The organism is Pseudomonas sp. S12(2018) (assembly GCF_024355235.1).
Classification (GTDB): domain Bacteria; phylum Pseudomonadota; class Gammaproteobacteria; order Pseudomonadales; family Pseudomonadaceae; genus Aquipseudomonas; species Aquipseudomonas palmensis.
In genome coordinates, this window is record NZ_QLAD01000002.1 from 158,105 (window position 1) to 179,884 (window position 21,780).

Sequence of the window (21,780 nt, forward strand, 5' to 3'; positions counted from 1 at the left end):
CAGAAAAATTCAGCTCACGGGCAAGCCGCCTGGCGGCCACCTTCTGAAGGGAGGGGTCAAAGCTCGTCGTCTTGCACCAGGCGAAAATAGCCCGCCTGCAGGCGGCCATAGTCCTTGAGCGCGAGGCCCTCCAGGTCCTTGATGCCCACCTCGGCGAGGGAGGCGAACAGGTTCAGCTCACGCTGTTCGTCGTCGCCGCTGCCGGCCGACTGAGCCGCACGAATGTCGCGTACCGTAGGCGAGCGCAACGACAGGCTGTCGACCTTGATGCCATTGGCTTCGCTCGGCCGGGTCAACGCCACCACCACGCCGTCGGCGCTCAGCTTCATCCAGCTGGGGATCTTTGCTTGGGTCATGAGAAGTCCTTACAGGCCCAGGGCCGAACGTTGTGCCGCGAGCTGGTCGACGCCGTCGATCACGCGCTTCATGCCGATGGGGTCGACCTCGTAGATCAGGCGTCCGCCGACTTCCAGCTTGTAGTAGGTGACGGCGACGGTGTGCTTGACCTCGGCCTTGTCACCGGCCTTCCAATCGCCCATGTCGACTTCCTTGAGCGCGCCGCGCAGGGTCACGATCACCGGGGTGACAGCGCCCTTGAGGCCCTTGAAGGCACCGCGGAAGGTGCCGTTGAACGCAGAACCATCGGCCAGGCCGAAGAACTTCAGCGACTCACGGCGCACGCCGGTAGTGGTGAAGCCGGCTTCCTGCTTCTCCATGCCCATGTCCATCTCGATGGGCATGTCCATGCCGCCCACCCGGTGCTCTTCCATTTTCAGGGTGAGCTTGGGCAGGGTCAGGCTGGTGACATCGCCCTGGAAGCTGGTGCCATCGACGAACAGGTTCAAGTTCGCCAGGGTTTCGGGAATCATTGCCATTGCTAGTGCTCCTTAAGCTGCGTTATCGAGAACTTCGGTCAGCCACTGGTTGGTGACCTCGACGCGGAAGTTGGGGTTTTCGGCCGGTGGTACGTCGGTGAAGCGGATGTTCCAGTACACCTTGCCCTGCTCCAGCTGGCTGGCACTGTTGAGTTCCGGGTCGGCGAACACTTCGAAGTTGATGATCGCGCCCTGGGCCTTGAGGTCGCGCATGAACGCCTGCAGGCCTTCGGTCACGTCCTTGACGTAGGTGGCGGTGATCGAGCGGTCGACTGCCCATTTGTGCCCGTAGAGAATCGCGTCCATCACGATGTCCATGGTGCGCACGCGGGTGACGAAGGCCCACTTCGGGTCGCTGCTCAGGGTGCGGTTGCCCCACAGGCGATAGCCGTCATCGCGGATGATGGTGGTGATGTTGGCGTTGTTGAGCAGGTTGGCGCGGCAGGTCTCGTCGCCATCGAGGAACTCGATGGGGCGGGTGGTGCCGGTGATGCCGACGAACTCCTTGTTCGAGGGCGAGGCCCAGAAGCCGTACTCGTTGTCGGTCCAGGCGAACAGGCCGGCGACCCAGGCCGAGGCCGCTGCATCGACGGTGGCGCTGGCGGTGGTGTCCCAGTACTGCACGCCCGGGTCGACCAGGAAGGCGCGCTTGGCACCGAAGTTTTCGGCGTAGGCCAGGGCGGCCTCGTCGGTGGTGGCCGGGCCGTCGATGATGGCCAGGCCGCGCAGCTTGTCGGCCAGGGCCACCAGGGCGGTGGCGACGGCTTGAGTTGCGCTGTGCTTTGGAGTGACTAGCAGGCGCGGCTGGGCGTTGAAACGGCTCTTGCCGTCGAGCAGCGCTTGCAGGCCGGTACGCTTGCCGTCGGCCAGCACGCTGCCGATGATGGCCGAGGTCTGCTCGGCCGCATCGGCAACCTTGGCCACGCCGCAGGCGACGATGACCGCCTTGGCGCGCTGGTAGATGGCCTGGCAGGCACGGGTGATGGCCGCGTCGGCGCCGAAGGCGGCGATGGCTTCACGCTCGCTGGTGATCAGCACCAGGTCGTTGAACTTGGCGCTGGCGGTCGGGCCTTCGGTGAAGGTGTCCACCAGGCCGATGATCGAGGACGACGGCAACGCGATGGTGCGGGCGCCGGTGTCGACGTTGGTGACGGTGACGCCGTGAAAGAAACCACTCATGGGTAAACTCCGGGTATGAAAAAGGCCCTGCAATGCAGGGCCTTGTAAGGTTGGATCGGCAACTATCGGGGCGAACCGCCCGTTGCAGGTACAGGTGCGGTGGCCAAAATCAGGCGAGGAAGTCCCAGGTCAGCGAGATCGCGGCGACAGAGTTGTTCGAGACGGTCCACAGCCCGTAGCCAGCAGGGATAAGCAGTGGGTAGGGTTGGGTGTACTGCCAGTTGTTGCTACTGGCTACTCCGCCCATGATAGCGTGCACCGTCATGTCACCCAGACGAGCAGGTGCCTTGGGACCGCTGTACAGGTTGATGATGCCGCCGCCGGTGCAAATGGTGGCGGTGCGCAGATAGACGCCTTCCTTGTTTTCTTCCGGGCTGAAGACTTGAGTCACCGTGGTCGGGTGAGCGTTGAAGAAATGCTTGCCTACTTTTACTGGTTCCATGATTTTTTACCTATCGAGTCGAATGCTGGGTAGCGGAACATTCCGCGTTCATGTCGCTCACAGGCGATGGTTCGAGGCTCGTGGCCTTCACATGATTCAACGTTCCGCAGCGGGAACATTTGATCTGGAGTTCTGTGAACTCGCCCATACGGGCAAGCAGTCGTTTGCATCTGCCGCATCTGCAATCTTTCAACATCTGCAAAGCCTTGTGATTTTCTGCTGAAGGGTCTTGAAGAATGAAAAAGCCCCGACAGTGCGGGGCTTCAGGGGCTGATGCTTTCCAACCAGAGCGGCGGTACCGGCCGGTGCTCAGAAACTGGGAACAGCTCAGACTGGGGCCAGTCGCGCAGGGCCTGGCGGTACTGCAGCAGCTCGGCGAACTGCTCGGCTGACAAGCTGGTAGTCAACTGCATGTCAAGCTCGTCTCTATGGCGAGTGACTAACCATTCCGTAGCACCTATTTGCGAATCACGGCCTGCGCGCTCGCGGGCCGAATGTTGTTCCAAAGTCAGTACCACCGGCGGGGGCTCAATCAGAATGGGCAGCCCATCGGGGTCGTGGGAGCGTACCTTGCTCGGATCAGGATTGGCGATCACGTCAAGAAAAAGCGCTTCGGTGATAGGGCGGGCATCCGGTGGCATTTCCAGGTGAATGCCCTCCAGGTAGGTAGTAGCGGTGGAGAGACTGTAGTAGCGCTGCATATTTATCGTCCTAGGGCGAGCCAACGTATGGATTGAGCGGCCTCTGCATAGATCACCGCACCCGACTTCGACAGTGAGTTCACCCACTGGTCGTTGTACTCGCCGACGGTCGCCTGGCTGGCTTGTCCGGTGAGCATCAACTGCAGGACACTGCTCGGAAATTCAAGAGGGAAGTTGAGGTCACGCACTCCCGCGTTACCTGACAGCGCGCCCCACTGCACAGTGAACCCACCAAGCCAGGAAGGGAAAACCAGGTAGCCATTGGTAGTGAAGCTGGCCGTGAGCCCCCAGCGCAGTTTTTTTGGTGTAACGAGCACATCATCGGCCAAGCCTGCGTTGACCTGCGCTTGGGTGGCGATTCTCACCATACCCAAATTGGTTTCGGTCGCTTGAGCGGCCAACGCGGCCAACGCAGCAATATCAATGTTTCCTTGATTGATCGGCGCACTCCAGGCCTTGATGCACCAGACCACAGAAACGTTGCGCATGCGGGTTTCAGAGGCAGTACGGGCTACAAGCCCCGTATCGAACTCAGTACCCTGAAATGCTCCACTGGTGCTGCCATTTGCAACATAAAAGCCGGCGGTAGTAGTTGAGGACGCTTTGAAAGCCCCTTCCTGATCGGCAACCATAACGCCGCCCTGATAGGCACCACGGATGCCAAATTTGCCAGTAATCCGCTGCATCGCATCAAGCTGCTCGTCACCCAGCGCACGGCCGACGTCGATACCACGGCCATGATCCCAGCCCCGCAATGCAGCGCCGCGCGACTCCGGCAAACGGAAGTAACCCGCCGGTTCTGTGCCGTTGTTGTAGGCGCCGCCAAGGAACGCAGCCAAGTCGGGATAAGCAGCGATACTCTTCGCACTGTTATCGACCTCAAGCCAGCCTGGCGGGATCTTGTTCACCGGCAGTGCTGCCATGACTCCCACCGGCATCGCCGAGGCCTCGGCGATCATCTCTTCAATCTGCGCTTTGGTGTAACTGTCGGTGATGCCATACCCGCTCAGCGTGGTCGGGTTCGTCGCGGCGACAACGCGGCCGTAAGCATCCACCTTGACGCTGCGATAGGTGCCAGCGGCGACCCCGCTGCGCCCGAACGCCATTTCAAACGCCAGCGCCGTTACGCCCAGAGTAATGGGGGCATCCGTGGTCAGTTGCCAGGCGCTGTCACCGTTGGCCGTACCCCGCTCCACCAGCACCAGCAGGCCGGGCGTGACCTTGGCGCTGCTGTCCGCATCCGGGCAACGTGTCCACGCTCCACTGGCAACCAGATACAGGCCGTTGTCCTTGGCAGCGGCCTGGTTCTTCACCAGCACGCGCGCGCCCGCCTGTAGCGCAACACCATCCATCGTCTGCAACCCGCTCAAGGTGATCGCGGCCGTGGTCGCAGCCAGCACCGAGTGCTTGAAGTCGCGCTTGGCCAGTTCCTCGGTCACGAACTCGCGGGTCGCCAGCACTACACCCGGATCGATCTTGAGTTGCACATTGCTGGCGCTGCTGACCACCAGGTTCATGCGCACCACCTGGGTACGACCCGAGCCCTGGTTGAGCAGCGGCTTGTAGGTAGGCGCACAGTTGGCCACCGCCACCAGGTCGCCGTCGGCGTCGTACAGCCCCACCTCGCGAATCCAGCGACCGCCGATCTCGGCCGGAATCACCTGCTCGGCGACGATGACCGCACTGTCCTTTTCGTCGACCTTGAGCTGGTTCAGCGGCGCCCGCCGCCACTCGTTGAGCAGGCTGGTCCAGCTCGCGTCGGGCATTGGCAGCGGCGGGTTGTCCAGCCCTGCCGGACTGGCGTCACCGACGGCCATGTGTGTGATTTTCCAAGGAATGCCCAGGGCATCCGCATTGGCCTGTTTCGCGGCCCCCACCTTGGTCAGGATCGCGTAGAACTGGGAGTTCTGATCAACCATTAGTAAATGTCCAGATAGTCAATGGTGTGTTCTCGCCCACCACGCCCGATGGCCCCCATGACCGTGAGGTCGGCCGGCGCAGGCGGGTAGATGTCAAGTTCGTCGCCGTCTTGCAGCGCGGCGCCGAGGTAAAGCGACCCAGCGGTTTCCAGGCTGATGACCAGGCCACTCAGGTGTCGGCTGACGGGCCTGGCGTCGTCGATCAGCCAGGTCAGTTCCTGGTACGTCTGTTCGCTGATCCCCGCCTCGGACACGCCGATCTTCAGCGCGAACGTGCCGGGCACCGCCGGGGGCGTGGCCTTGAACCACTCGATCACTTCGATCAAATAACCAAACGGCTCCACCACGCGGCGCAATGCGCCGATCGTGCCCTTGTGGGCATGCACGTAGAACGAGGAGCGAATCACCGAGCGCTTGATCGCCTCGGGCCAGGTGTCGTCCCAACGGTCCACCGACCAGGCCCAGGCCAGCTGGTACAACAGGTTCGCCGGGCAGGTATCGGGGTTGTACAGGGTGCGCAGGGTGACCTTGAGGTCTTCGCTGGAGGCCGCCTCGACGGCCCGTTCCAGCGGCGTGCTGTTGAGCGGCAGGAGGCTGTGCATGTCAGCCCCCCCGCGTCAGTTCGAACCCGGTGCACCAGGCCGCCTGCGCCTTGCTCGGTCGGATGTCGGTCCAGTTGCGCAGCTCCACCCGGCTCACACCGGCGATGTGCAGTTGCGCATCGATGGCCGAGCGCGAGACCTCCACGCCAAGACGTCGTCGGGGGTTGACCCAGGCCTGCAGGCGCCGCTGGCACTCGGCCAGGGTCGCTTCGTTCTCCGGCCCCGTCCCGGCCATGTAGAGCACGGCATCGATGCGATAAGGAATCACCTCGGCACTGCGCACTTCCAGGCGGTCCGCCACCGGGCGTACATCGTCGTCGTTGAGGTAGGCGGCCACTTCGGCCAGCAACTGCGCACTGGCGATGCCGTGCTCCTCCAGGCTCAGCACCGTCACCTCCACCACTGCCGGTGACGGGCTTTCTGCAGAGGCATCGGCCACCTGCCCCGAGGCATTGCGTGCATGCAGGATGTAGCTGTTGCGCGGGCCGGCGGTGGTCAGGCCCTCGTACACCAGTTGCACCCGCTCGCGCAGTGCATCGTCTTCCTCAAGCACTTCGAGGGTCGGTGGCACACTGTTCGCGTCTTCGGCCTGTACCACCAGCCGCTTGAGCTGCACGTTGGCTGCCAACTGGTCCAGGTCGCTGCCCTGGGCATAGGCCAGCAGCAGCGCCTTGGCGGCATCGTTGACCCGCGCCCGATTGAGCAGCTTGCGGTACGCGCCCACCTCCAGCAGTTTGGTTACCGGGTCGCTTTCCAGCAGCGCGTCCCAGTTCTCGCCCATGTGCGACCGAAAGGCCGCCAGGTCATCCTGGAAGATGTCCTCGAAGTCGAGATCTTCCAGCACCTGCGGCGCGGGCAGCGCCGACAGTTCCACGTTGCTCATGCCGTTATCTCCAGCAGTTGGCTGTCGCCCAGGTACTGCCCGCTCAGCTGCAGGCTGATCTGCCCGCCCACTACCGCCACCACGCGCACCCGCTGCAATTTCAGGCGTGGTTCCCAGCGGGTCAGGGCGCGGGCGACCTCGGCCTGCACCGCACTCTTCCAGCCCTCGTTGACCGGCAGGTCGACGAAACGGCGCAGCTTGCTGCCGTAGTCGGGGCGCATGCGCCGGCTGCCCAGCGGGGTGGTGAGGATGTCTTCGATGGACTGGCGCAGGTGCCCGATGCCGGACAGCGTCTGCCCGCCGTGGCGGCTCATGCCGATCATCGCGGTACCTCCCTGGCCTGAATGCATTCACTAGCCATGTTGTCTCCAGGCATAAAAAAGCCCGCGTCGGCGGGCGGGGTTCAGTGCTTGTGATTGGCGGTGTTGCCGCCGGTGTCGATGATCTTGCCGGCCCCCAGGATGTCACCGGTCACACGCAGGCCACCGTTGATGCTCACCTCACCGGTCAGGGCAATGTTGGCGGCGTTCAGGGTGATTGCGTTGTCGGTGACCAGCAGCGAGCTGCCGGCCACCTTTAGGCTGACGGTGCCACCGGGCAGCTCGATGCTGTAGCTGCGGGCCTGCCAGTCGTAGACCAGCGAACCACCGTCATCGAAGCGCCATACCTCGACGTGCTCGCGGTTGTCGGGTGGCGCGCCGGCATTGCCGTACAGGCCCGGTACGAAGGTACCCTGCGCCGGCTCACCGCTGGGGCTGAGCAGTGCGCCCTGCTCGTTCAGGCTCGGCGCACGCCAGTGGCGGGCCTTGCCTGCCGCGTGGCTGTGCCAGCGCACCCAGGCGCTGGTCCAGCCGGCGCCATCGGAGACCCGTACCCGCGCTGCTGCCAGGTCGATGCCGACCACCCGACATGGAATGACCAGCGCCGCGAGCATGCGGTCATGCATGGAGCTGGCGTAACTCATGCCATGTCCTCCGGTGCCTGGTAGCTGTCCTTGTGCGCGGGCCCTGTGTCCGGGCTGAAGGCGAACAGTAGCGAACCGGGTGGCTGGTCTGGCCAGGGCCACTGCAGGTCGCCAAGGTAAACGGGCTGCTGCCATTGCACCCGCCATTCCAGGGTGCCGGGTACTTCGGCAGGTATGGCCGTCTGCGCCTTCACATTGAGGGTCGCCGCGACGAAATCCACGCCCCAGAACTGCTTGTGCAGCACAAGCGTTGATTTCGCCGCCAATGTGGCGGCTTGCAGGGCGGCGTGTTGCTGCTGTGCATCCACCAGGATGCGTGCCTCGAAACGCGCCAGGATGCACAAGCGTCCATCGCCGGGGTCAACGCTTGCCTCCATAGCGGTGATGGTGTGACACAGTGCCGGTTGCGGAGTGTGCTCGTTGACTGCGCTGAACGCTCCAACCGTCGCGAAATCAGGTACACCCGCCTGGAATGTTGCGGTAATGGCCTGGCTCAATAGCTTGAGTTCGTTCACAAGCCCTCCTTTCGTGTCTTCTTCGGCAAGCCGCCCACTGCGGTTGCAGCAGGCGTTGCGTTCACTGCGGCGACTACGGCTCAAACCAGCCGGTCGGCGCAATCCGACCCTCGGAGCGCTTGGCTGCCAGCGTGCCGGCATTCTTGAAGTTGAAGGTCTGCGGGTACAGGAACGCCAGCGATACGCCACCGAACACGAAGCTGCGCGAGCCGCTGTTGTCCTTCAGGTCGTAGTTGGTACGTACATCGTGGTTTCCGCTGTCGGGCGAGAAGTACTCGGCGTAGTCACCGGTGGCAGAGGTGCTCATGACGCACCTGGAGTCCATTCGAACGCCGGTAGCCAAGGGTGCGATATACCCGGAGCAGTCCATCAAGGTGCCGACAGGGCCTGGACTTGCACCGGGCGTTTCGGGTCGTAGCAGGTAAATGCCTCTGGACACCACCTCGGTGCCGGTGTCGTAGATGTTGCGCACCTCATGGGTGTCCAGATAGAACGACGCCAGGTAGCAGAAATGTGCGAACCCGGGGGGCGCGGGCAACAAAAATGCGCCGAAGGACAGCGCCCCTATGTTGTCGAGCGTAAGGGTGGTTGCAGTGTTAGCGACGACGGTCGCTACCCGGCCGGACCACTGCCCGCCCTCACTGATGACCAGGCACTGCACACCGGCAAGATTGTTGTCGGCCATCCAGTCGTAGCTTTTTTCAGCGATATCGTGGGTACCCTCGCCGGCCTTGTTCAGCGTGATCACGTTGCCGCTGATACTGCCCACGCGCAGGAACGGCATGGTTTTCACCACAGCACTGGCGTCACCTTCATTGGCACAGGCAAAGGCGGCGTACCAGCTCTCTTTGCAGTTGCTGCGTTCGGCACCGAGACCGGCTGGCGCCACGCTAGCGACCTTGTCAGCCATCGCGAAGGTCGGAACCATGCCCCGTGTGTATTGGCCGCGAAAGCGAAAACCGCCCATCGCAACAAAATTCCTGCTCAGCCTGACCGACGTGGCAGAGCCGTAGATCACCGCGTCGCGCGGCCCCTGGGCCAGGGTTAGGCCGACGTTGCCGGCATTCTCGTACAAGCGGGTGTTATCAGACATAGGTTTCTCCGGACATGAAAAAGCCGCTTCAAGCGGCTTTCGATAGTGTTGCGATGATCATTGCTCCTGGTCGCGCTCACGCAGGTCGCGCTGCAGTGGCGCATCCGATGCCAGGGGCCGCACGCCCTGTGCCACACCCAGCCGCTTCGCAGCCCAGCGCTCGTAAAGCCCGATGGCCACGTCGGCGCCCGCCATGGCGGTCAGGCAACCAAAGGCTGCGGCGCTCCAGATCGACAGCCCGCTGGCATACAGCAGCATCACGGTCGATACGCCGCAGACCATGCAGGCCCCGGAGCGCAGCAGCAGTCGCCTGAACAGGCCCCAACCGCGGGCGCCCTCCTTGTCTGCGCGCCACATCTCACCAGACAGACCGCCCAGCAATGCCAGGACGATCACCAGCCAGATCGGCATTTCCAGCAACGTCTGTTGCTCGTTTGTCATGCTCGTGCTCCCTTGTTGAACAGCCGATCACTCGGCATTCCAAAAAGCCCGGTAACCCAGGCTTTTCAGTAATGCGTTGTCGGACCGCCGGCCACTGCTGGTGCGCCGTGCGATCCCGCCTCAAATTGTTCCTCCGACCGCGGCCGCCTGCCCGCCGGATAACTGCTTACGGTGCTTTACGCTGCACACCCGGGTCAGTTGCCAACCCTCTGAACAGTTCAGGCCTGTTCATCGCTGCCTTTGCCACTGCCGGTGTCTGACCGGCTTGAGACAAAGGTTATGCATCAATGCATATGCAGTCAATGCATTTTTGGAAATATTTATGCATCTGATTTTGCAACAACGCATGAAAGCCTTGCCCTGCTTGCGCTGCAGTGCTGTCTTGAGGGGTAGATTTTTTGCAGGAACCGGCCTTGCCGGTGAAGGATTCGGTGGGATTGCCGCAAATATTTGGTGCGATCATTCGCCGGCAAGGCCGTCCCCTGCAGGCATTTGCAGGCACAAAAAAACCCGCCGAGGCGGGTTTGATGCAGCGACAGAACCTAACGGGCGTACATGCCCCACCAGAACACATGCCCGAGGATGCTGATCTGCTCCTCCTGCATCTGCTGGAAGGTGTAGTCCTCGTCCGGGTGCTCGTCGCGGTTGAAGCTGCGCAGGCGGATACCCGTGGGCAGGCGATACAGCTGTTTCACGCGCAACTGGCCATTGTGGTTGATGGCATACAGGTCGCCGTCGACAATGTCGCCGATGCCGCTCTTGCCCGCATTCACCCCCACCGTGGCGCCATCACGCAGCACCGGCAGCATGCTGTTGCCTCGCACCGTCACGCACTTGGCCTGGTCGAACTGCACGCCGTTGTGACGCAGGCTGCGCTTGCCGAAGCGCAGGCTGGCCTTCTCGCTTTCCTCGATGACGAATCGTCCTGATCCTGCTGCCAACTCGACCTCACGAAGAAACGGAATGGACACTTCGTCGTCCTCGACGGGGGTGTCGTCATCCCACAGGCTGATGTCCTGCAGCTGCACGTCGGCGCGCGGCGCGTTCGCCGGGCGGGTATCGCCCAGGTCGGCACGGCCGCGCAACTGATCGGTGCTCACGCCGAAGTACTCGGCGATCTTCGACACATGCTTGTCGGAAGGATCGACGATCTTCTCGCTGAGAATCCGCGACAGGGTGGATTGGGGCACGCCGGTGCGACGGTGAAGCTCCGTGGGGGAGATCCCGTGGCGGTCGAGCAATGCTCTCAAGACGGTAGCTACGTTGCGTTTTTGCATAACGTGCATAGTACCCATCTCGTGCGCAAATGCAAATTCAAATATGCATTAACACAATACCAGAGGCAAAAGGTCGCTGCGCAGCGTTAGGCCCGGCAACGGGGAAAAAATCCCTGTACCATTGCCCGCTGCCTTTGGTCTAAACGACACTGCGAGCCAAGTTTCTGTAATGAGCGATCTTTCCGCACACACCCCGATGATGCAGCAGTACTGGAAGCTGAAGAACCAGCACCCGGACCAGCTGATGTTCTACCGCATGGGCGATTTCTACGAGATCTTCTACGAAGACGCGAAGAAGGCCGCCAAACTGCTGGATATCACCCTGACCGCCCGCGGGCAGTCAGCGGGCCAGTCGATCCCCATGTGCGGTATCCCCTACCACGCCGCCGAAGGCTACCTGGCCAAGCTGGTGAAGCTGGGCGAATCGGTGGTGATCTGCGAGCAGATCGGCGACCCGGCCACCAGCAAGGGCCCGGTGGAACGCCAGGTGGTGCGCATCATCACCCCAGGCACGGTCAGCGACGAAGCCCTGCTCGACGAGCGCCGCGACAACCTGATCGCCGCCGTACTGGGTGACGAACGCCTGTTCGGCCTGGCCGTGCTGGATATCACCAGCGGCAACTTCACCGTGCAGGAGTTCAAGGGCTGGGAAAACCTGCTGGCCGAGCTCGAGCGGGTCAACCCCGTGGAGCTGCTGATCCCCGACGACTGGCCCCAGGGCCTGCCCGCCGAGAAGCGCCGTGGCTCGCGCCGCCGCGCACCATGGGACTTCGACCGTGACTCGGCGCGCAAGAGCCTGTGCCAGCAGTTCGCAACCCAGGACCTCAAGGGCTTCGGCTGCGAGAAGCTGACCCTGGCCATCGGCGCCGCCGGCTGCCTGCTCGCCTACGCCAAGGAAACCCAGCGCACCGCCCTGCCGCACCTGCGCAGCCTCAAGCACGAGCGGCTGGACGACACCGTGGTGCTCGACGGCGCCAGCCGGCGCAACCTGGAGCTGGACGTCAACCTGGCCGGGGGCCGCGACAACACTCTGCAATCGGTGATCGACCGCTGTCAGACCGCCATGGGCAGCCGCCTGCTGACCCGCTGGCTGAACCGGCCGCTGCGTGACCTGAAGGTGCTGCAGGCCCGCCAGAGCTCGATTCGCTGCCTACTCGACGGCTACCGCTTCGAGAAGCTGCAACCGCAACTGAAGGACATCGGCGATATCGAGCGGATTCTCGCCCGTATCGGCCTGCGCAATGCTCGCCCACGGGATCTGGCGCGCCTGCGCGACGCGCTTGGCGCGCTGCCTGAACTGCAGAACGCCATGGCCGAGCTGGAGGCACCGCACCTGGCGCGCCTGGCGGCCATCGCCGGTACCTACCCGGAACTGGCCGACCTGCTGCAGAAGGCGATCATCGACAACCCGCCTGCGGTGATCCGTGATGGCGGCGTGCTCAAGGTCGGCTATGACGCCGAGCTCGACGACCTGCTGTCGATGAGCGAGAACGCCGGGCAGTTCCTGATCGACCTCGAAGCCCGCGAAAAGGCCCGCACGGGCCTTGCCAACCTCAAGGTCGGCTACAACCGCGTGCATGGCTACTTCATCGAGCTGCCGAGCAAGCAGGCCGAACAGGCGCCGGCCGACTACATCCGCCGCCAGACCCTCAAGGGCGCCGAGCGCTTCATCACCCCAGAGCTCAAGACGTTCGAAGACAAGGCGCTGTCGGCCAAGAGCCGCGCCCTGGCGCGCGAGAAGATGCTCTACGATGCGTTGCTCGAAACCCTGATCGGCCACCTGGCCCCGCTGCAGGACACCGCCGCGGCGCTGGCCGAACTGGATGTGGTCAGCAACCTGGCCGAGCGTGCGCTGAACCTTGACCTCAACTGCCCGACATTCGTCGACGAACCGTGCATGCGCATCAGCCAGGGTCGCCACCCGGTGGTCGAGCAGGTGTTGACCACGCCGTTCGTGGCCAACGACCTGGGCCTGGACGACAACACGCGCATGCTGGTGATCACCGGCCCGAACATGGGTGGTAAGTCCACCTACATGCGCCAGACCGCACTGATCGTGCTGCTGGCGCATATCGGCAGCTTCGTGCCGGCCGCCAGCTGCGAGCTGTCGCTGGTGGACCGCATCTTCACCCGTATCGGTTCCAGCGACGACCTGGCCGGTGGGCGCTCTACCTTCATGGTGGAGATGAGCGAAACCGCCAACATCCTGCACAACGCCACAGAACGCAGCCTGGTGCTGATGGACGAAGTGGGCCGCGGCACCAGTACCTTCGACGGCCTCTCGCTGGCCTGGGCAGCCGCCGAGCGCCTGGCCCAGCTGCGCGCCTACACGCTGTTCGCCACGCACTACTTCGAACTGACCGTGCTGCCCGAAAGCGAGCCGCTGGTGGCCAACGTGCACCTGAACGCTACCGAGCACAACGAACGCATCGTATTCCTGCACCATGTACTGCCAGGGCCTGCCAGCCAGAGCTACGGCCTGGCAGTGGCACAACTGGCAGGCGTGCCGGCACCGGTGATCCAGCGTGCCCGCGAGCACCTGGGCCGCCTGGAAACCAACAGCCTGCCCCACGAAAACGCGCCAGCAAGCCCGGGAGCGCCCAGCACGCCGCACCAGAGCGACCTGTTCGCCAGCCTGCCGCATCCGGTGATCGAGAAGATCGGCAAGCTCGACGTGGACAACCTGACGCCACGCCAAGCTATCGAAATGCTCTATACACTAAAGACTCTGTTATAACGCCCCATCGCACAAACTGATAGAATCCCGCGCGGTTCGGCGGGGCAGCGAGTTATTAGCCTGGCTCGCTGCCGACCTACCGAACCGAGCGGCCCTGTCTGGAAGGGAACGCTGCCGTCGCCTGAGGAGAAAATTAGAAATGACCTTCGTCGTCACCGACAACTGCATCAAGTGCAAGTACACCGACTGTGTAGAAGTCTGTCCGGTGGACTGCTTCTACGAAGGCCCGAACTTCCTGGTCATTCACCCGGATGAGTGCATCGACTGTGCACTGTGCGAGCCTGAGTGCCCCGCCGTTGCGATCTTCTCGGAAGATGAAGTGCCGGCCGGCATGGAAAACTTCATCGAGCTCAACGCCGAGCTGGCCGAAATCTGGCCGAACATCACCGAGAAGAAGGATTCGATGCCAGACGCTGCAGAGTGGGATGGCAAGCCGGGCAAGATTGCAGATCTGGAGCGTTGATCGACGCCGGATCAATGAAAAAGGCCCTTCGGGGCCTTTTTTTATGCTCGCTGCAGGGCCACCCACTTTTTCGCAGGCAAAAAAAAGGGGCGGTATGACCCGCCCACATTTTTTTCCGTAGTCCCTGTATTCCCTATCATCATCCTGATGAATCGCATCCCGCGATGTCCTTGGCGCTCATCCTTGAGAACCTGTGTCAGTCCGTAGACACAGTTCAGATACTATCCCCTGCAGCCGGCAGAGCAACTGGTAAAAGCTCTCAAAAAAAGTCCGGAAGGTGACGCCACCTCACAATAAACTCTTTCAATATCAATTGGTTAGATAAAATACCACGTCAAAACCGACTGGAATTTACACCCGCTTGATGTAAAGGCTTACGGATCTTGTAAGCGATAACCTACAAATCCAATAACAATACGCAACCGGGAAAGGTTGCCGCCGTGGTATCGGTGTTTCTGCGCGTGTCTGAGCGCTTGAGACAGCCACGAACAAAAACGCCTCGACTGGGTCGAGGCGCCTTTTCACAGCCGTCGCAGTTACTGGAACAGCGACTCGCTGGACAGACCGTTCTTCTCCAGGATCTCCCGCAGCCGCTTGAGGCCCTCCACCTGGATCTGACGTACCCGCTCCCGGGTAAGACCAATCTCCAGGCCAACATCCTCCAGGGTGCTGCTCTCATGCCCGCGCAGGCCAAAGCGACGAATCACCACCTCACGCTGCTTGTCGGTCAGTTCGCTCAGCCACAGGTCGATGCTCTGGGACAGGTCGTCGTCCTGCAACAGCTCGCAAGGGTCGGTGGGACGATCGTCGGTGAGGGTATCGAGCAGGGTCTTGTCCGAGTCCGGGCCCAGTGAAACGTCCACCGAAGACACGCGCTCGTTCAGGCCGAGCATGCGCTTGACCTCGCCTACGGGTTTTTCCAGCAGGTTGGCGATCTCTTCCGGTGACGGCTCGTGATCGAGTTTCTGGGTCAGCTCGCGTGCTGCACGCAGGTAGACGTTCAGTTCCTTGACCACATGGATCGGCAGGCGAATGGTGCGCGTCTGGTTCATGATGGCGCGTTCGATGGTCTGCCGGATCCACCAGGTGGCGTAGGTCGAGAAACGGAACCCACGCTCGGGGTCGAACTTCTCGACTGCGCGAATCAGGCCCAGGTTGCCCTCTTCGATCAGGTCGAGCAGCGATAGACCGCGGTTGACGTAGCGGCGCGCAATCTTCACCACCAGGCGCAGGTTGCTTTCGATCATGCGTTTGCGCCCGGCAGGGTCGCCACTTTGCGACAAACGCGCAAAATGAACTTCTTCTTCCGGGGAAAGCAGGGGCGAAAAGCCGATTTCGTTGAGGTAGAGCTGAGTTGCATCAAGTGCTCGAGTGTAATCGATGTACTTGTGCTGTTTGAGCGGTGAGCCTTGTTTGGCCCGGGTCCGAACCGGAGATACAGCAGGTTCGTCTGACACCACATCCGTTTCCAAAACGATGCCGGTTTCCATAAGGAGCACCTCATCGTCGATGTCAAACTCCGGCACTTCTTTACTGAGAGCCATTGTTATAGTCCTTTGCTGAGTTCGAACTCAGACTCAAGCGGCGCCTTTATCCTTGGCAACGCTGAGCCTGTCCCCACTACGCGAAGGAACAGGCCGGGTACATGCTTATCAACGACGTGGCAGGAATTGCAACGGATCTACAGGTTTGCCCTGGCGGCGAATCTCGAAGTGAAGCTTCACCCGGTCGGTGCCCGTGGACCCCATTTCGGCAATTGTCTGCCCAACCTTGACCTGCTGTCCCTCCCGAACCAACAGCCTGCGGTTGTGACCGTAGGCACTGACGTAGGTATCGCTGTGCTTGATGATTACCAGTTCACCGTAGCCCCGCAAGCCACTTCCGGCGTACACAACGGAACCATCCGACGCAGCAAAAACAGGCTGTCCCAAATCACCGGCGATATCAATGCCTTTATTCAAACTACCGTTTGAAGCGAATTTTCCAATCAGCACACCGTTGGCCGGCCATGCCCAGCCACCGGCCGAACGCTCCGAAGCCGGCACCTGGACGGGGGTGGTGGCGACGACGGGCGGCGCGCTGGTACCGCCTGGAGACGTGGTTTTTGCCGGTGCCGGGGTACCTGCCGGACGACGGGTGACCGTGGTCTTGCTGGAGGGCGAGGTGGAGGTGACGACCCGCGAGCCGCTGCTGGTAGCCGTGCCGGAGCCGAAGCGGATCGCCTGGCCGGGCCGGATGGTATAGGGCGCCGGGATACCGTTGCGCGCAGCGAGCTCCTTGTAGTCCCAGCCGTAGCGAAAGGCAATCGAGAACAGCGTATCGCCCGGGCGAACCACGTACTGCCCCGTAGTGACCACCGGGCGCTTGGGCGCGGCGCTGTTGCGGTCGACCACCCGCACGCTGCTCGAAGATGAACTGGAACACCCTGAAACCAGGGTTCCCAAGGCGAGTGCAATCACCAGAAGCTTTAAGCTCGATAGACCCATGCGCTGCCGAATGACTGTGTGACTCACCCGCCGCTCCCTTATGTGGTGACCGATGTAGGAATGCAATATTGTTGCAATTATAACCGAGCGCACAGGCAATGCAGATCAACTGCTTGCCAGGTTGTGCGATCGTTCAAGAAACCGCACGCCCCATAGACCCGGCAATGCACCGGGAATTCGACGCCCGCGAAAAAAATCGACTCAGCTCAATGTGCCATTGAGCAACGGCACGAAGCGTACGTCACACAGTTTGCGCCGCGAGAAGCCCTGTTCTTCGCGCACTATCAACAGCAATTGCTGTGTCTCGCCACTGGCGCCCACCGGTATCACCATGCGCCCGCCCGGTGCCAGCTGGTCGAGCAAGGCCTGGGGCACTTCGGGTGCGCCGGCGGTGACGATGATGCCATTGTAGGGGGCCAGTGCCGGCCATCCCTCGAAACCGTCGCCCCAGCGGAACACCTGGTTGCGCAGGTTCAACTCGACCAGCCGTTCCTTGGCGCGGTCCTGCAGGGGTTTGATGCGCTCTACCGAGAACACCCGCTCCACCAGCCTGGACAGCACTGCTGTCTGGTAGCCAGACCCGGTGCCGATCTCCAGCACCTTGTCCAGCGGACCGTCCTCCAGCAGCACCTCGCTCATGTACGCGACCATGAACGGCTGCGAGATGGTCTGGTTGTTGCCGATGGGCAGGGCGGTATCTTCATACGCACGGTGCGACAGCGCCTCGTCGACGAACATGTGCCGCGGGATGTTGCGCAAGGCCTCTAGCACCCGCTGGTCCTTGATGCCTTCCTCGATCAAACGCTGGATCAGCCGTTCACGGGTTCGCTGCGAAGTAAAACCGATACCATGGCGCATCAGATCCTCCGGCTCTCGCATCAGAGCAGCCCCTCCAGCCAACCCTCGAGACGGTCGAAGGCATCGTTGAAGGTGCGGTCAAGCTGTAGCGGGGTGATCGAGACATAGCCCTGCATCACCGCGTGAAAATCGGTACCCGGGCCGCCATCCTCGGCGTCGCCGGCCACCGCGATCCAGTAGCCTTCCTTGCCGCGCGGGTTGACCACCTTGGTCGGCGCCGCCGCACGTGCACGATGCCCCAGGCGTGTCAGCTGGATGCCACGGATGTGCTCCAGCGGCAGGTTGGGAATGTTCACATTGAGTACGGTGCGCGGTGGCAGCTCAAGGCTTGCATGCGCCTCGACCAGCTTGCGCGCGAAATAGGCGGCAGTGGGCAGGTTGTCCGGCAGGCGCGAGAGCAGCGAGAAGGCAAACGAGGTGCCCCCCAGGAATCGACCTTCCAGCGCCGCGGCGACCGTGCCCGAGTACAGCACGTCATCGCCCAGGTTGGCGCCCAGGTTGATACCCGAGACGACCATGTCCGGCGGATGCTCCAGCAGCCCGTTCAGGCCCAGGTGCACGCAATCGGTCGGTGTGCCGTTGAGGCTGATGTAGCCGTTGGCCAGGGTCTGCGGATGCAGCGGGCGGTCGAGCGTCAGCGAACTGCTGGCGCCGCTCTTGTCCTGGTCCGGGGCAATCACCACGCACTCGGCATAATCCGCCAGCGCAGCATGCAGCGCGGCGAGACCGGGTGCGGTGACCCCGTCGTCGTTCGAAATCAGAATACGCATGGGCTGTCCGTCTGCCCTGCCGGCACCAGATCGACGAGTTCGCGCACCACCACGGTGGCGAAGCATCCGGCCGGAAGGACGAATTCCAGTTGCAGGATATCAGGCTCGGGATAATGCCACGTCAAGCCGCCAATGGGCAGCCGCAGAATGCGCCGTTCCTGTTTGAGGTTGGCATTGCCCAGCCATTGGCACAGGGCTGCCTCCTGTTCGGCCACGCGTTGCTCGATCGCACCGCCTGCCCCACTGGTGGCCGGCAGGCCCTCGCCCCACAGCGGCCCGGTAGGGTGCAGGTCGAGTATTGCCAGGCGCGGATCGCTGCACTCGGCCTCGCCCGCCGCGAAAAAGCTGCGGCTGTCGGTAAACGCCAGCAGGTCGCCGACCTGAGCCTGTTGCCAGCTGCCATCGGCAACCCGCTCGGCCAGCACCCGGTTGAACAGGTAGCTGCGTGCGCTGGACAGCAGCCGCGAGCGCACATTGCGCTGCTCGGGCAGGGCCTTGCGCTCGGCCCACTGGCGCGCATCGTGCACGTTGCCGCCCGCAAAGCCGAAGCGCTGGCTGCCGAAGTAGTTGGGCACGCCTTGTATGCGCAATTGCTCGAGGCGCGCGTCCAGGGCCTGGTGATCGGCGCTGAGCGCTGTGAGGCGCAGGGTGAAGCCGTTGGCCGAGTGCGCGCCACGCTGGAGTTTGCGCGAGTGACGGGTGTGTCTGAGGATGCTCAGGGTTTCGTTTTCAGCCGCGCTCAGGTCAGGGTCGGCCTTGCCCGGCAGGTGCAGGCTGAACCATTGGCGAGTCAGCGCCTGACGGTCCTTGAGGCCGGCATAGCTCACGGTGCGCAGCGGTACGCCGGCGGCGCGGGCCAGGCGGCGGGCGGCCTCCTCGGTATTGAGGTCGCGTTTCTCGACCCACAGCCACAAGTGCTCGCCTTCACCCGACAGGGGAATGTCGAGCACTTCATCGACCTGGAAATCTTCGGCCGTGGCCTTGAGGATGGCGCTGCCCAGCGCCGGCCCGGCTGCCTGCGGGCCGAGCAGTTCGAGTTCGGTCATGCGCGCAGCAACAACGCGACGGCGTGAACGGCGATGCCTTCTTCACGGCCGGTGAAGCCGAGCTTCTCTTCGGTGGTGGCCTTGACGTTGACCTGGTCGAGCTCGACCTGCAGGTCCTGGGCGATCAGGGTACGCATGGTTTCGATGTGCGCGGCCATCCGGGGTGCCTGGGCCACGATGGTGGCGTCGACGTTGCCCACCTTCCAGCCCTTGGCATGGATGATCGACAGGATGTGGCGCAGCAGCACGCGGCTGTCGGCGCCCTTGAACTGCGGGTCGGTATCGGGGAAATGCTTGCCGATGTCACCCAGCGCGGCGGCGCCCAGCAGTGCATCGCTCAGCGCGTGCAGCAGCACATCGCCGTCGGAATGGGCCAGCAGGCCGAACTTGTGCGCAATGCGCACCCCACCCAAGGTGATGAAATCGCCTTCCGCGAAGCGGTGCACATCGTAGCCGTGGCCAATACGCATAAAAAAACGCCCTGATTGAGTCAGGGCGTGATTCTACCTGCTTTGCCGGGGGTTTGGCTTATTTGTAGGACTAGCCCTACGCCCGCCCCAATGCCGCCGCATGGTGGCGCAGGTGGTCATCGATGAAGCTGGCGATGAAGTAGTAGCTGTGGTCGTAGCCAGGCTGCAGGCGCAACGTCAGCGGGTAACCAGCCGCCTGCGCGGCCTGGGCCAGCACTTCGGGCTTGAGCTGGGTTTGCAGGAAGTCGTCGCGATCGCCCTGATCGACCAGCAGCGGCAGCGTTTCCTGCGCCTGCGCGATCAGCACGCTGGCATCCCATTCGCGCCAGCGTGAACGCTCCTCGCCCAGGTAGCGACTGAACGCCTTCTGGCCCCAGGGGCAGTCCATCGGGTTGCCGATGGGCGAGAACGCCGACACCGACACATAGCGCCCGGGGTTGCGCAAGGCGCACACCAGCGCGCCGTGCCCACCCATGGAGTGACCGCTGATGCTGCGCGCAGCGGAGGCCGGGAAATGCGCCTCCACCAGTGCCGGCAGCTCATCCACCACATAGTCGTGCATGCGGTAGTGCTCGGCCCACGGCTGTTCGGTGGCATTGAGGTAGAACCCCGCGCCCAGGCCGAAGTCCCAGGCGCCGTCCGGGTCGTCCGGTACCTGTGGCCCGCGCGGGCTGGTGTCCGGCGCCACGATGATCAGGCCGAGCTCGGCGGCAAGCTTGTGCGCGCCGGCCTTCTGCATGAAGTTCTCGTCGGTGCAGGTCAGCCCGCTCAGCCAGTACAGCACCGGCAGCTTGCCGCCCTGCTCCGCCTGCGGCGGCAGGTACACGGCAAACACCATGTCGCACCCCAGCACGCTGGAGCGGTGCCGGTAGCGCTTGTGCCAGCCGCCGAAGCTCTTCTGGCAGGAGATGTTTTCCAGGCTCATGGCAGACCTCAGAAGTGGATGACGCTGCGGATGCTCTTGCCTTCATGCATCAGGTCGAAGGCCTTGTTGATGTCCTCCAGGCCCATGGTGTGGGTAATGAAGGTGTCCAGCGGGATCTCGCCCTGCTCGGCCATGTCCACATAGCTTGGCAGCTCGGTGCGACCACGCACGCCACCGAATGCCGAGCCGCGCCAGACGCGGCCGGTGACCAGCTGGAACGGACGCGTTGCGATCTCCTGGCCGGCACCGGCGACGCCGATGATCACCGACTCGCCCCAGCCCTTGTGGCAGCACTCCAGGGCCGCACGCATCAGTTGCACGTTGCCGATGCACTCGAACGAGAAGTCCACGCCGCCATCGGTCAGGTCCACGATCACTTCCTGGATCGGGCGATCGTAGTCCTTGGGGTTGATGCAGTCGGTGGCACCCAGCTGGCGTGCGATCTCGAACTTGGCCGGGTTGATGTCGATGGCGATGATGCGGCTGGCCTTGGCCTTGACCGCACCGATCACGGCCGACAGGCCGATGCCGCCCAGGCCGAAGATGGCCACGGTGTCACCCGGCTTGACCTTGGCGGTATTGAGTACCGCACCGATGCCGGTGGTCACGCCGCAACCAAGCAGGCACACCTTCTCCAGCGGGGCCTCTTTCTGGATCTTGGCCACGGAAATTTCCGGCAGCACGGTGTATTCGGAAAAGGTCGAGGTGCCCATGTAGTGGAACAGCGGCTGACCCTTGTAGGCAAAACGGGTGGTGCCGTCGGGCATCAGGCCCTTGCCCTGGGTCGCGCGGATGGCCTGGCACAGGTTGGTCTTGCCCGACTTGCAGAACTTGCACTGGCGACATTCCGGGGTGTAGAGCGGGATCACGTGATCGCCCACCGCCACCGAGGTCACGCCCTCACCGATGGCCTCGACGATGGCGCCGCCTTCATGGCCCAGGATGGACGGGAAGATGCCTTCCGGGTCGGCGCCCGACAGCGTGTAGGCGTCGGTGTGGCAGACGCCGCTGGCGACCACGCGCAACAGCACTTCGCCGGCCTTGGGCATGGCCACGTCGACTTCGACGATCTCCAGCGGTTTCTTGGCTTCGAAGGCAACGGCAGCACGGGACTTGATCATCAAGGTTCTCCAC

At 62.9% G+C, this 21,780-nt stretch carries 25 protein-coding genes; 2 read left to right on the plus strand and 23 right to left on the minus strand.

The genetic code is table 11. The annotated features are described in order from the left end of the window. Nucleotides 1–56 precede the first annotated feature (56 nt). From DN388_RS04625 to DN388_RS04695, 15 genes are all read right to left on the minus strand, one after another. Nucleotides 57–356: a phage tail assembly protein gene (locus DN388_RS04625; RefSeq protein WP_043864277.1), complete on the minus strand. Its 300-nt coding sequence runs from the start codon at nt 354–356 to the stop codon at nt 57–59. Nucleotides 357–365: 9 nt separating this feature from the next. Next, nucleotides 366–875 carry a phage major tail tube protein gene (locus DN388_RS04630; RefSeq protein ID WP_123752976.1) on the minus strand — a complete coding sequence of 170 codons (510 nt, stop codon included), beginning with the start codon at nt 873–875 and terminating at the stop codon, nt 366–368. 12 nt (nt 876–887) lie between these two features. Then, nucleotides 888–2,054, minus strand: coding sequence for a phage tail sheath family protein (locus DN388_RS04635; protein ID WP_088514471.1), 1,167 nt, complete (start codon nt 2,052–2,054; stop codon nt 888–890). A gap of 109 nt (nt 2,055–2,163) precedes the next feature. Then, nucleotides 2,164–2,496, minus strand: coding sequence for a hypothetical protein (locus DN388_RS04640; RefSeq protein ID WP_088514470.1), 333 nt, complete (start codon nt 2,494–2,496; stop codon nt 2,164–2,166). A gap of 10 nt (nt 2,497–2,506) precedes the next feature. Further along, nucleotides 2,507–2,692, minus strand: coding sequence for a Com family DNA-binding transcriptional regulator (locus DN388_RS04645; protein ID WP_080922947.1), 186 nt, complete (start codon nt 2,690–2,692; stop codon nt 2,507–2,509). A gap of 67 nt (nt 2,693–2,759) precedes the next feature. Then, nucleotides 2,760–3,197 (minus strand): phage tail assembly chaperone, encoded by a 438-nt coding sequence (locus DN388_RS04650; protein ID WP_100633088.1) that lies wholly within the window; start codon nt 3,195–3,197, stop codon nt 2,760–2,762. Nucleotides 3,198–3,199: 2 nt separating this feature from the next. Continuing rightward, a complete protein-coding gene (locus tag DN388_RS04655; RefSeq protein ID WP_100633087.1) occupies nt 3,200–5,116 on the minus strand; it encodes a phage tail protein in 1,917 nt (638 codons plus the stop codon). Further along, nucleotides 5,116–5,718 carry a phage tail protein I gene (locus tag DN388_RS04660; protein ID WP_054914988.1) on the minus strand — a complete coding sequence of 201 codons (603 nt, stop codon included), beginning with the start codon at nt 5,716–5,718 and terminating at the stop codon, nt 5,116–5,118. Before DN388_RS04660 ends, DN388_RS04655 begins: the two co-directional genes overlap by 1 nt. A gap of 1 nt (nt 5,719) precedes the next feature. Beyond that, nucleotides 5,720–6,601, minus strand: coding sequence for a baseplate J/gp47 family protein (locus DN388_RS04665; RefSeq protein WP_088514467.1), 882 nt, complete (start codon nt 6,599–6,601; stop codon nt 5,720–5,722). Then, entirely contained in the window at nt 6,598–6,924 is a 327-nt protein-coding gene (locus tag DN388_RS04670; RefSeq protein WP_043864285.1) for a GPW/gp25 family protein, read from the minus strand. Before DN388_RS04670 ends, DN388_RS04665 begins: the two co-directional genes overlap by 4 nt. 80 nt (nt 6,925–7,004) lie before the next feature. After that, nucleotides 7,005–7,565 carry a phage baseplate assembly protein V gene (locus tag DN388_RS04675; protein ID WP_043864286.1) on the minus strand — a complete coding sequence of 187 codons (561 nt, stop codon included), beginning with the start codon at nt 7,563–7,565 and terminating at the stop codon, nt 7,005–7,007. Beyond that, nucleotides 7,562–8,080 (minus strand): hypothetical protein, encoded by a 519-nt coding sequence (locus DN388_RS04680; RefSeq protein ID WP_058541495.1) that lies wholly within the window; start codon nt 8,078–8,080, stop codon nt 7,562–7,564. The genes DN388_RS04675 and DN388_RS04680 overlap by 4 nt, the downstream gene beginning before the upstream one ends. A 73-nt stretch (nt 8,081–8,153) precedes the next feature. Next, the gene (locus DN388_RS04685) at nt 8,154–9,173 is read right to left on the minus strand and encodes a hypothetical protein (protein WP_236176925.1); all 1,020 of its coding nucleotides are present in this window, start codon (nt 9,171–9,173) and stop codon (nt 8,154–8,156) included. Between the two features lie 57 nt (nt 9,174–9,230). After that, nucleotides 9,231–9,614, minus strand: a complete 384-nt coding sequence (locus DN388_RS04690) for a phage holin family protein (RefSeq protein ID WP_254997136.1) — start codon at nt 9,612–9,614, stop codon at nt 9,231–9,233. 542 nt (nt 9,615–10,156) lie between these two features. Beyond that, complete coding sequence (locus DN388_RS04695) at nt 10,157–10,891, minus strand: XRE family transcriptional regulator (protein ID WP_078480062.1); 735 nt, start codon at nt 10,889–10,891, stop codon at nt 10,157–10,159. Nucleotides 10,892–11,060: 169 nt separating this feature from the next. Between DN388_RS04695 and mutS the strand changes: the two genes are divergently transcribed. After that, nucleotides 11,061–13,628 (plus strand): DNA mismatch repair protein MutS, encoded by a 2,568-nt coding sequence (gene mutS / locus DN388_RS04700; protein ID WP_254997139.1) that lies wholly within the window; start codon nt 11,061–11,063, stop codon nt 13,626–13,628. 139 nt (nt 13,629–13,767) lie between these two features. Then, complete coding sequence (gene fdxA, locus DN388_RS04705) at nt 13,768–14,091, plus strand: ferredoxin FdxA (RefSeq protein WP_043863281.1); 324 nt, start codon at nt 13,768–13,770, stop codon at nt 14,089–14,091. A 536-nt stretch (nt 14,092–14,627) separates the two neighbouring features. Here fdxA and rpoS read toward each other — a convergent pair. From rpoS to DN388_RS04745, 8 genes are all read right to left on the minus strand, one after another. Then, nucleotides 14,628–15,635, minus strand: a complete 1,008-nt coding sequence (gene rpoS / locus DN388_RS04710) for an RNA polymerase sigma factor RpoS (protein ID WP_054914992.1) — start codon at nt 15,633–15,635, stop codon at nt 14,628–14,630. Between the two features lie 108 nt (nt 15,636–15,743). Beyond that, complete coding sequence (locus DN388_RS04715) at nt 15,744–16,604, minus strand: peptidoglycan DD-metalloendopeptidase family protein (protein ID WP_043863279.1); 861 nt, start codon at nt 16,602–16,604, stop codon at nt 15,744–15,746. Between the two features lie 174 nt (nt 16,605–16,778). Continuing rightward, complete coding sequence (locus tag DN388_RS04720) at nt 16,779–17,456, minus strand: protein-L-isoaspartate(D-aspartate) O-methyltransferase (RefSeq protein WP_162484879.1); 678 nt, start codon at nt 17,454–17,456, stop codon at nt 16,779–16,781. Further along, the gene (gene surE / locus DN388_RS04725; RefSeq protein WP_043863278.1) at nt 17,456–18,205 is read right to left on the minus strand and encodes a 5'/3'-nucleotidase SurE; all 750 of its coding nucleotides are present in this window, start codon (nt 18,203–18,205) and stop codon (nt 17,456–17,458) included. The genes DN388_RS04720 and surE overlap by 1 nt, the downstream gene beginning before the upstream one ends. Continuing rightward, complete coding sequence (gene truD / locus DN388_RS04730; protein WP_043863277.1) at nt 18,193–19,251, minus strand: tRNA pseudouridine(13) synthase TruD; 1,059 nt, start codon at nt 19,249–19,251, stop codon at nt 18,193–18,195. Before truD ends, surE begins: the two co-directional genes overlap by 13 nt. Then, a complete protein-coding gene (gene ispF / locus DN388_RS04735) occupies nt 19,248–19,721 on the minus strand; it encodes a 2-C-methyl-D-erythritol 2,4-cyclodiphosphate synthase (RefSeq protein WP_043863276.1) in 474 nt (157 codons plus the stop codon). The genes truD and ispF overlap by 4 nt, the downstream gene beginning before the upstream one ends. A gap of 76 nt (nt 19,722–19,797) precedes the next feature. Beyond that, nucleotides 19,798–20,646 (minus strand): S-formylglutathione hydrolase, encoded by an 849-nt coding sequence (fghA, locus tag DN388_RS04740; RefSeq protein ID WP_043863275.1) that lies wholly within the window; start codon nt 20,644–20,646, stop codon nt 19,798–19,800. 8 nt (nt 20,647–20,654) lie between these two features. Continuing rightward, nucleotides 20,655–21,767, minus strand: a complete 1,113-nt coding sequence (locus DN388_RS04745; RefSeq protein WP_043863274.1) for an S-(hydroxymethyl)glutathione dehydrogenase/class III alcohol dehydrogenase — start codon at nt 21,765–21,767, stop codon at nt 20,655–20,657. Nucleotides 21,768–21,780 lie beyond the last annotated feature (13 nt).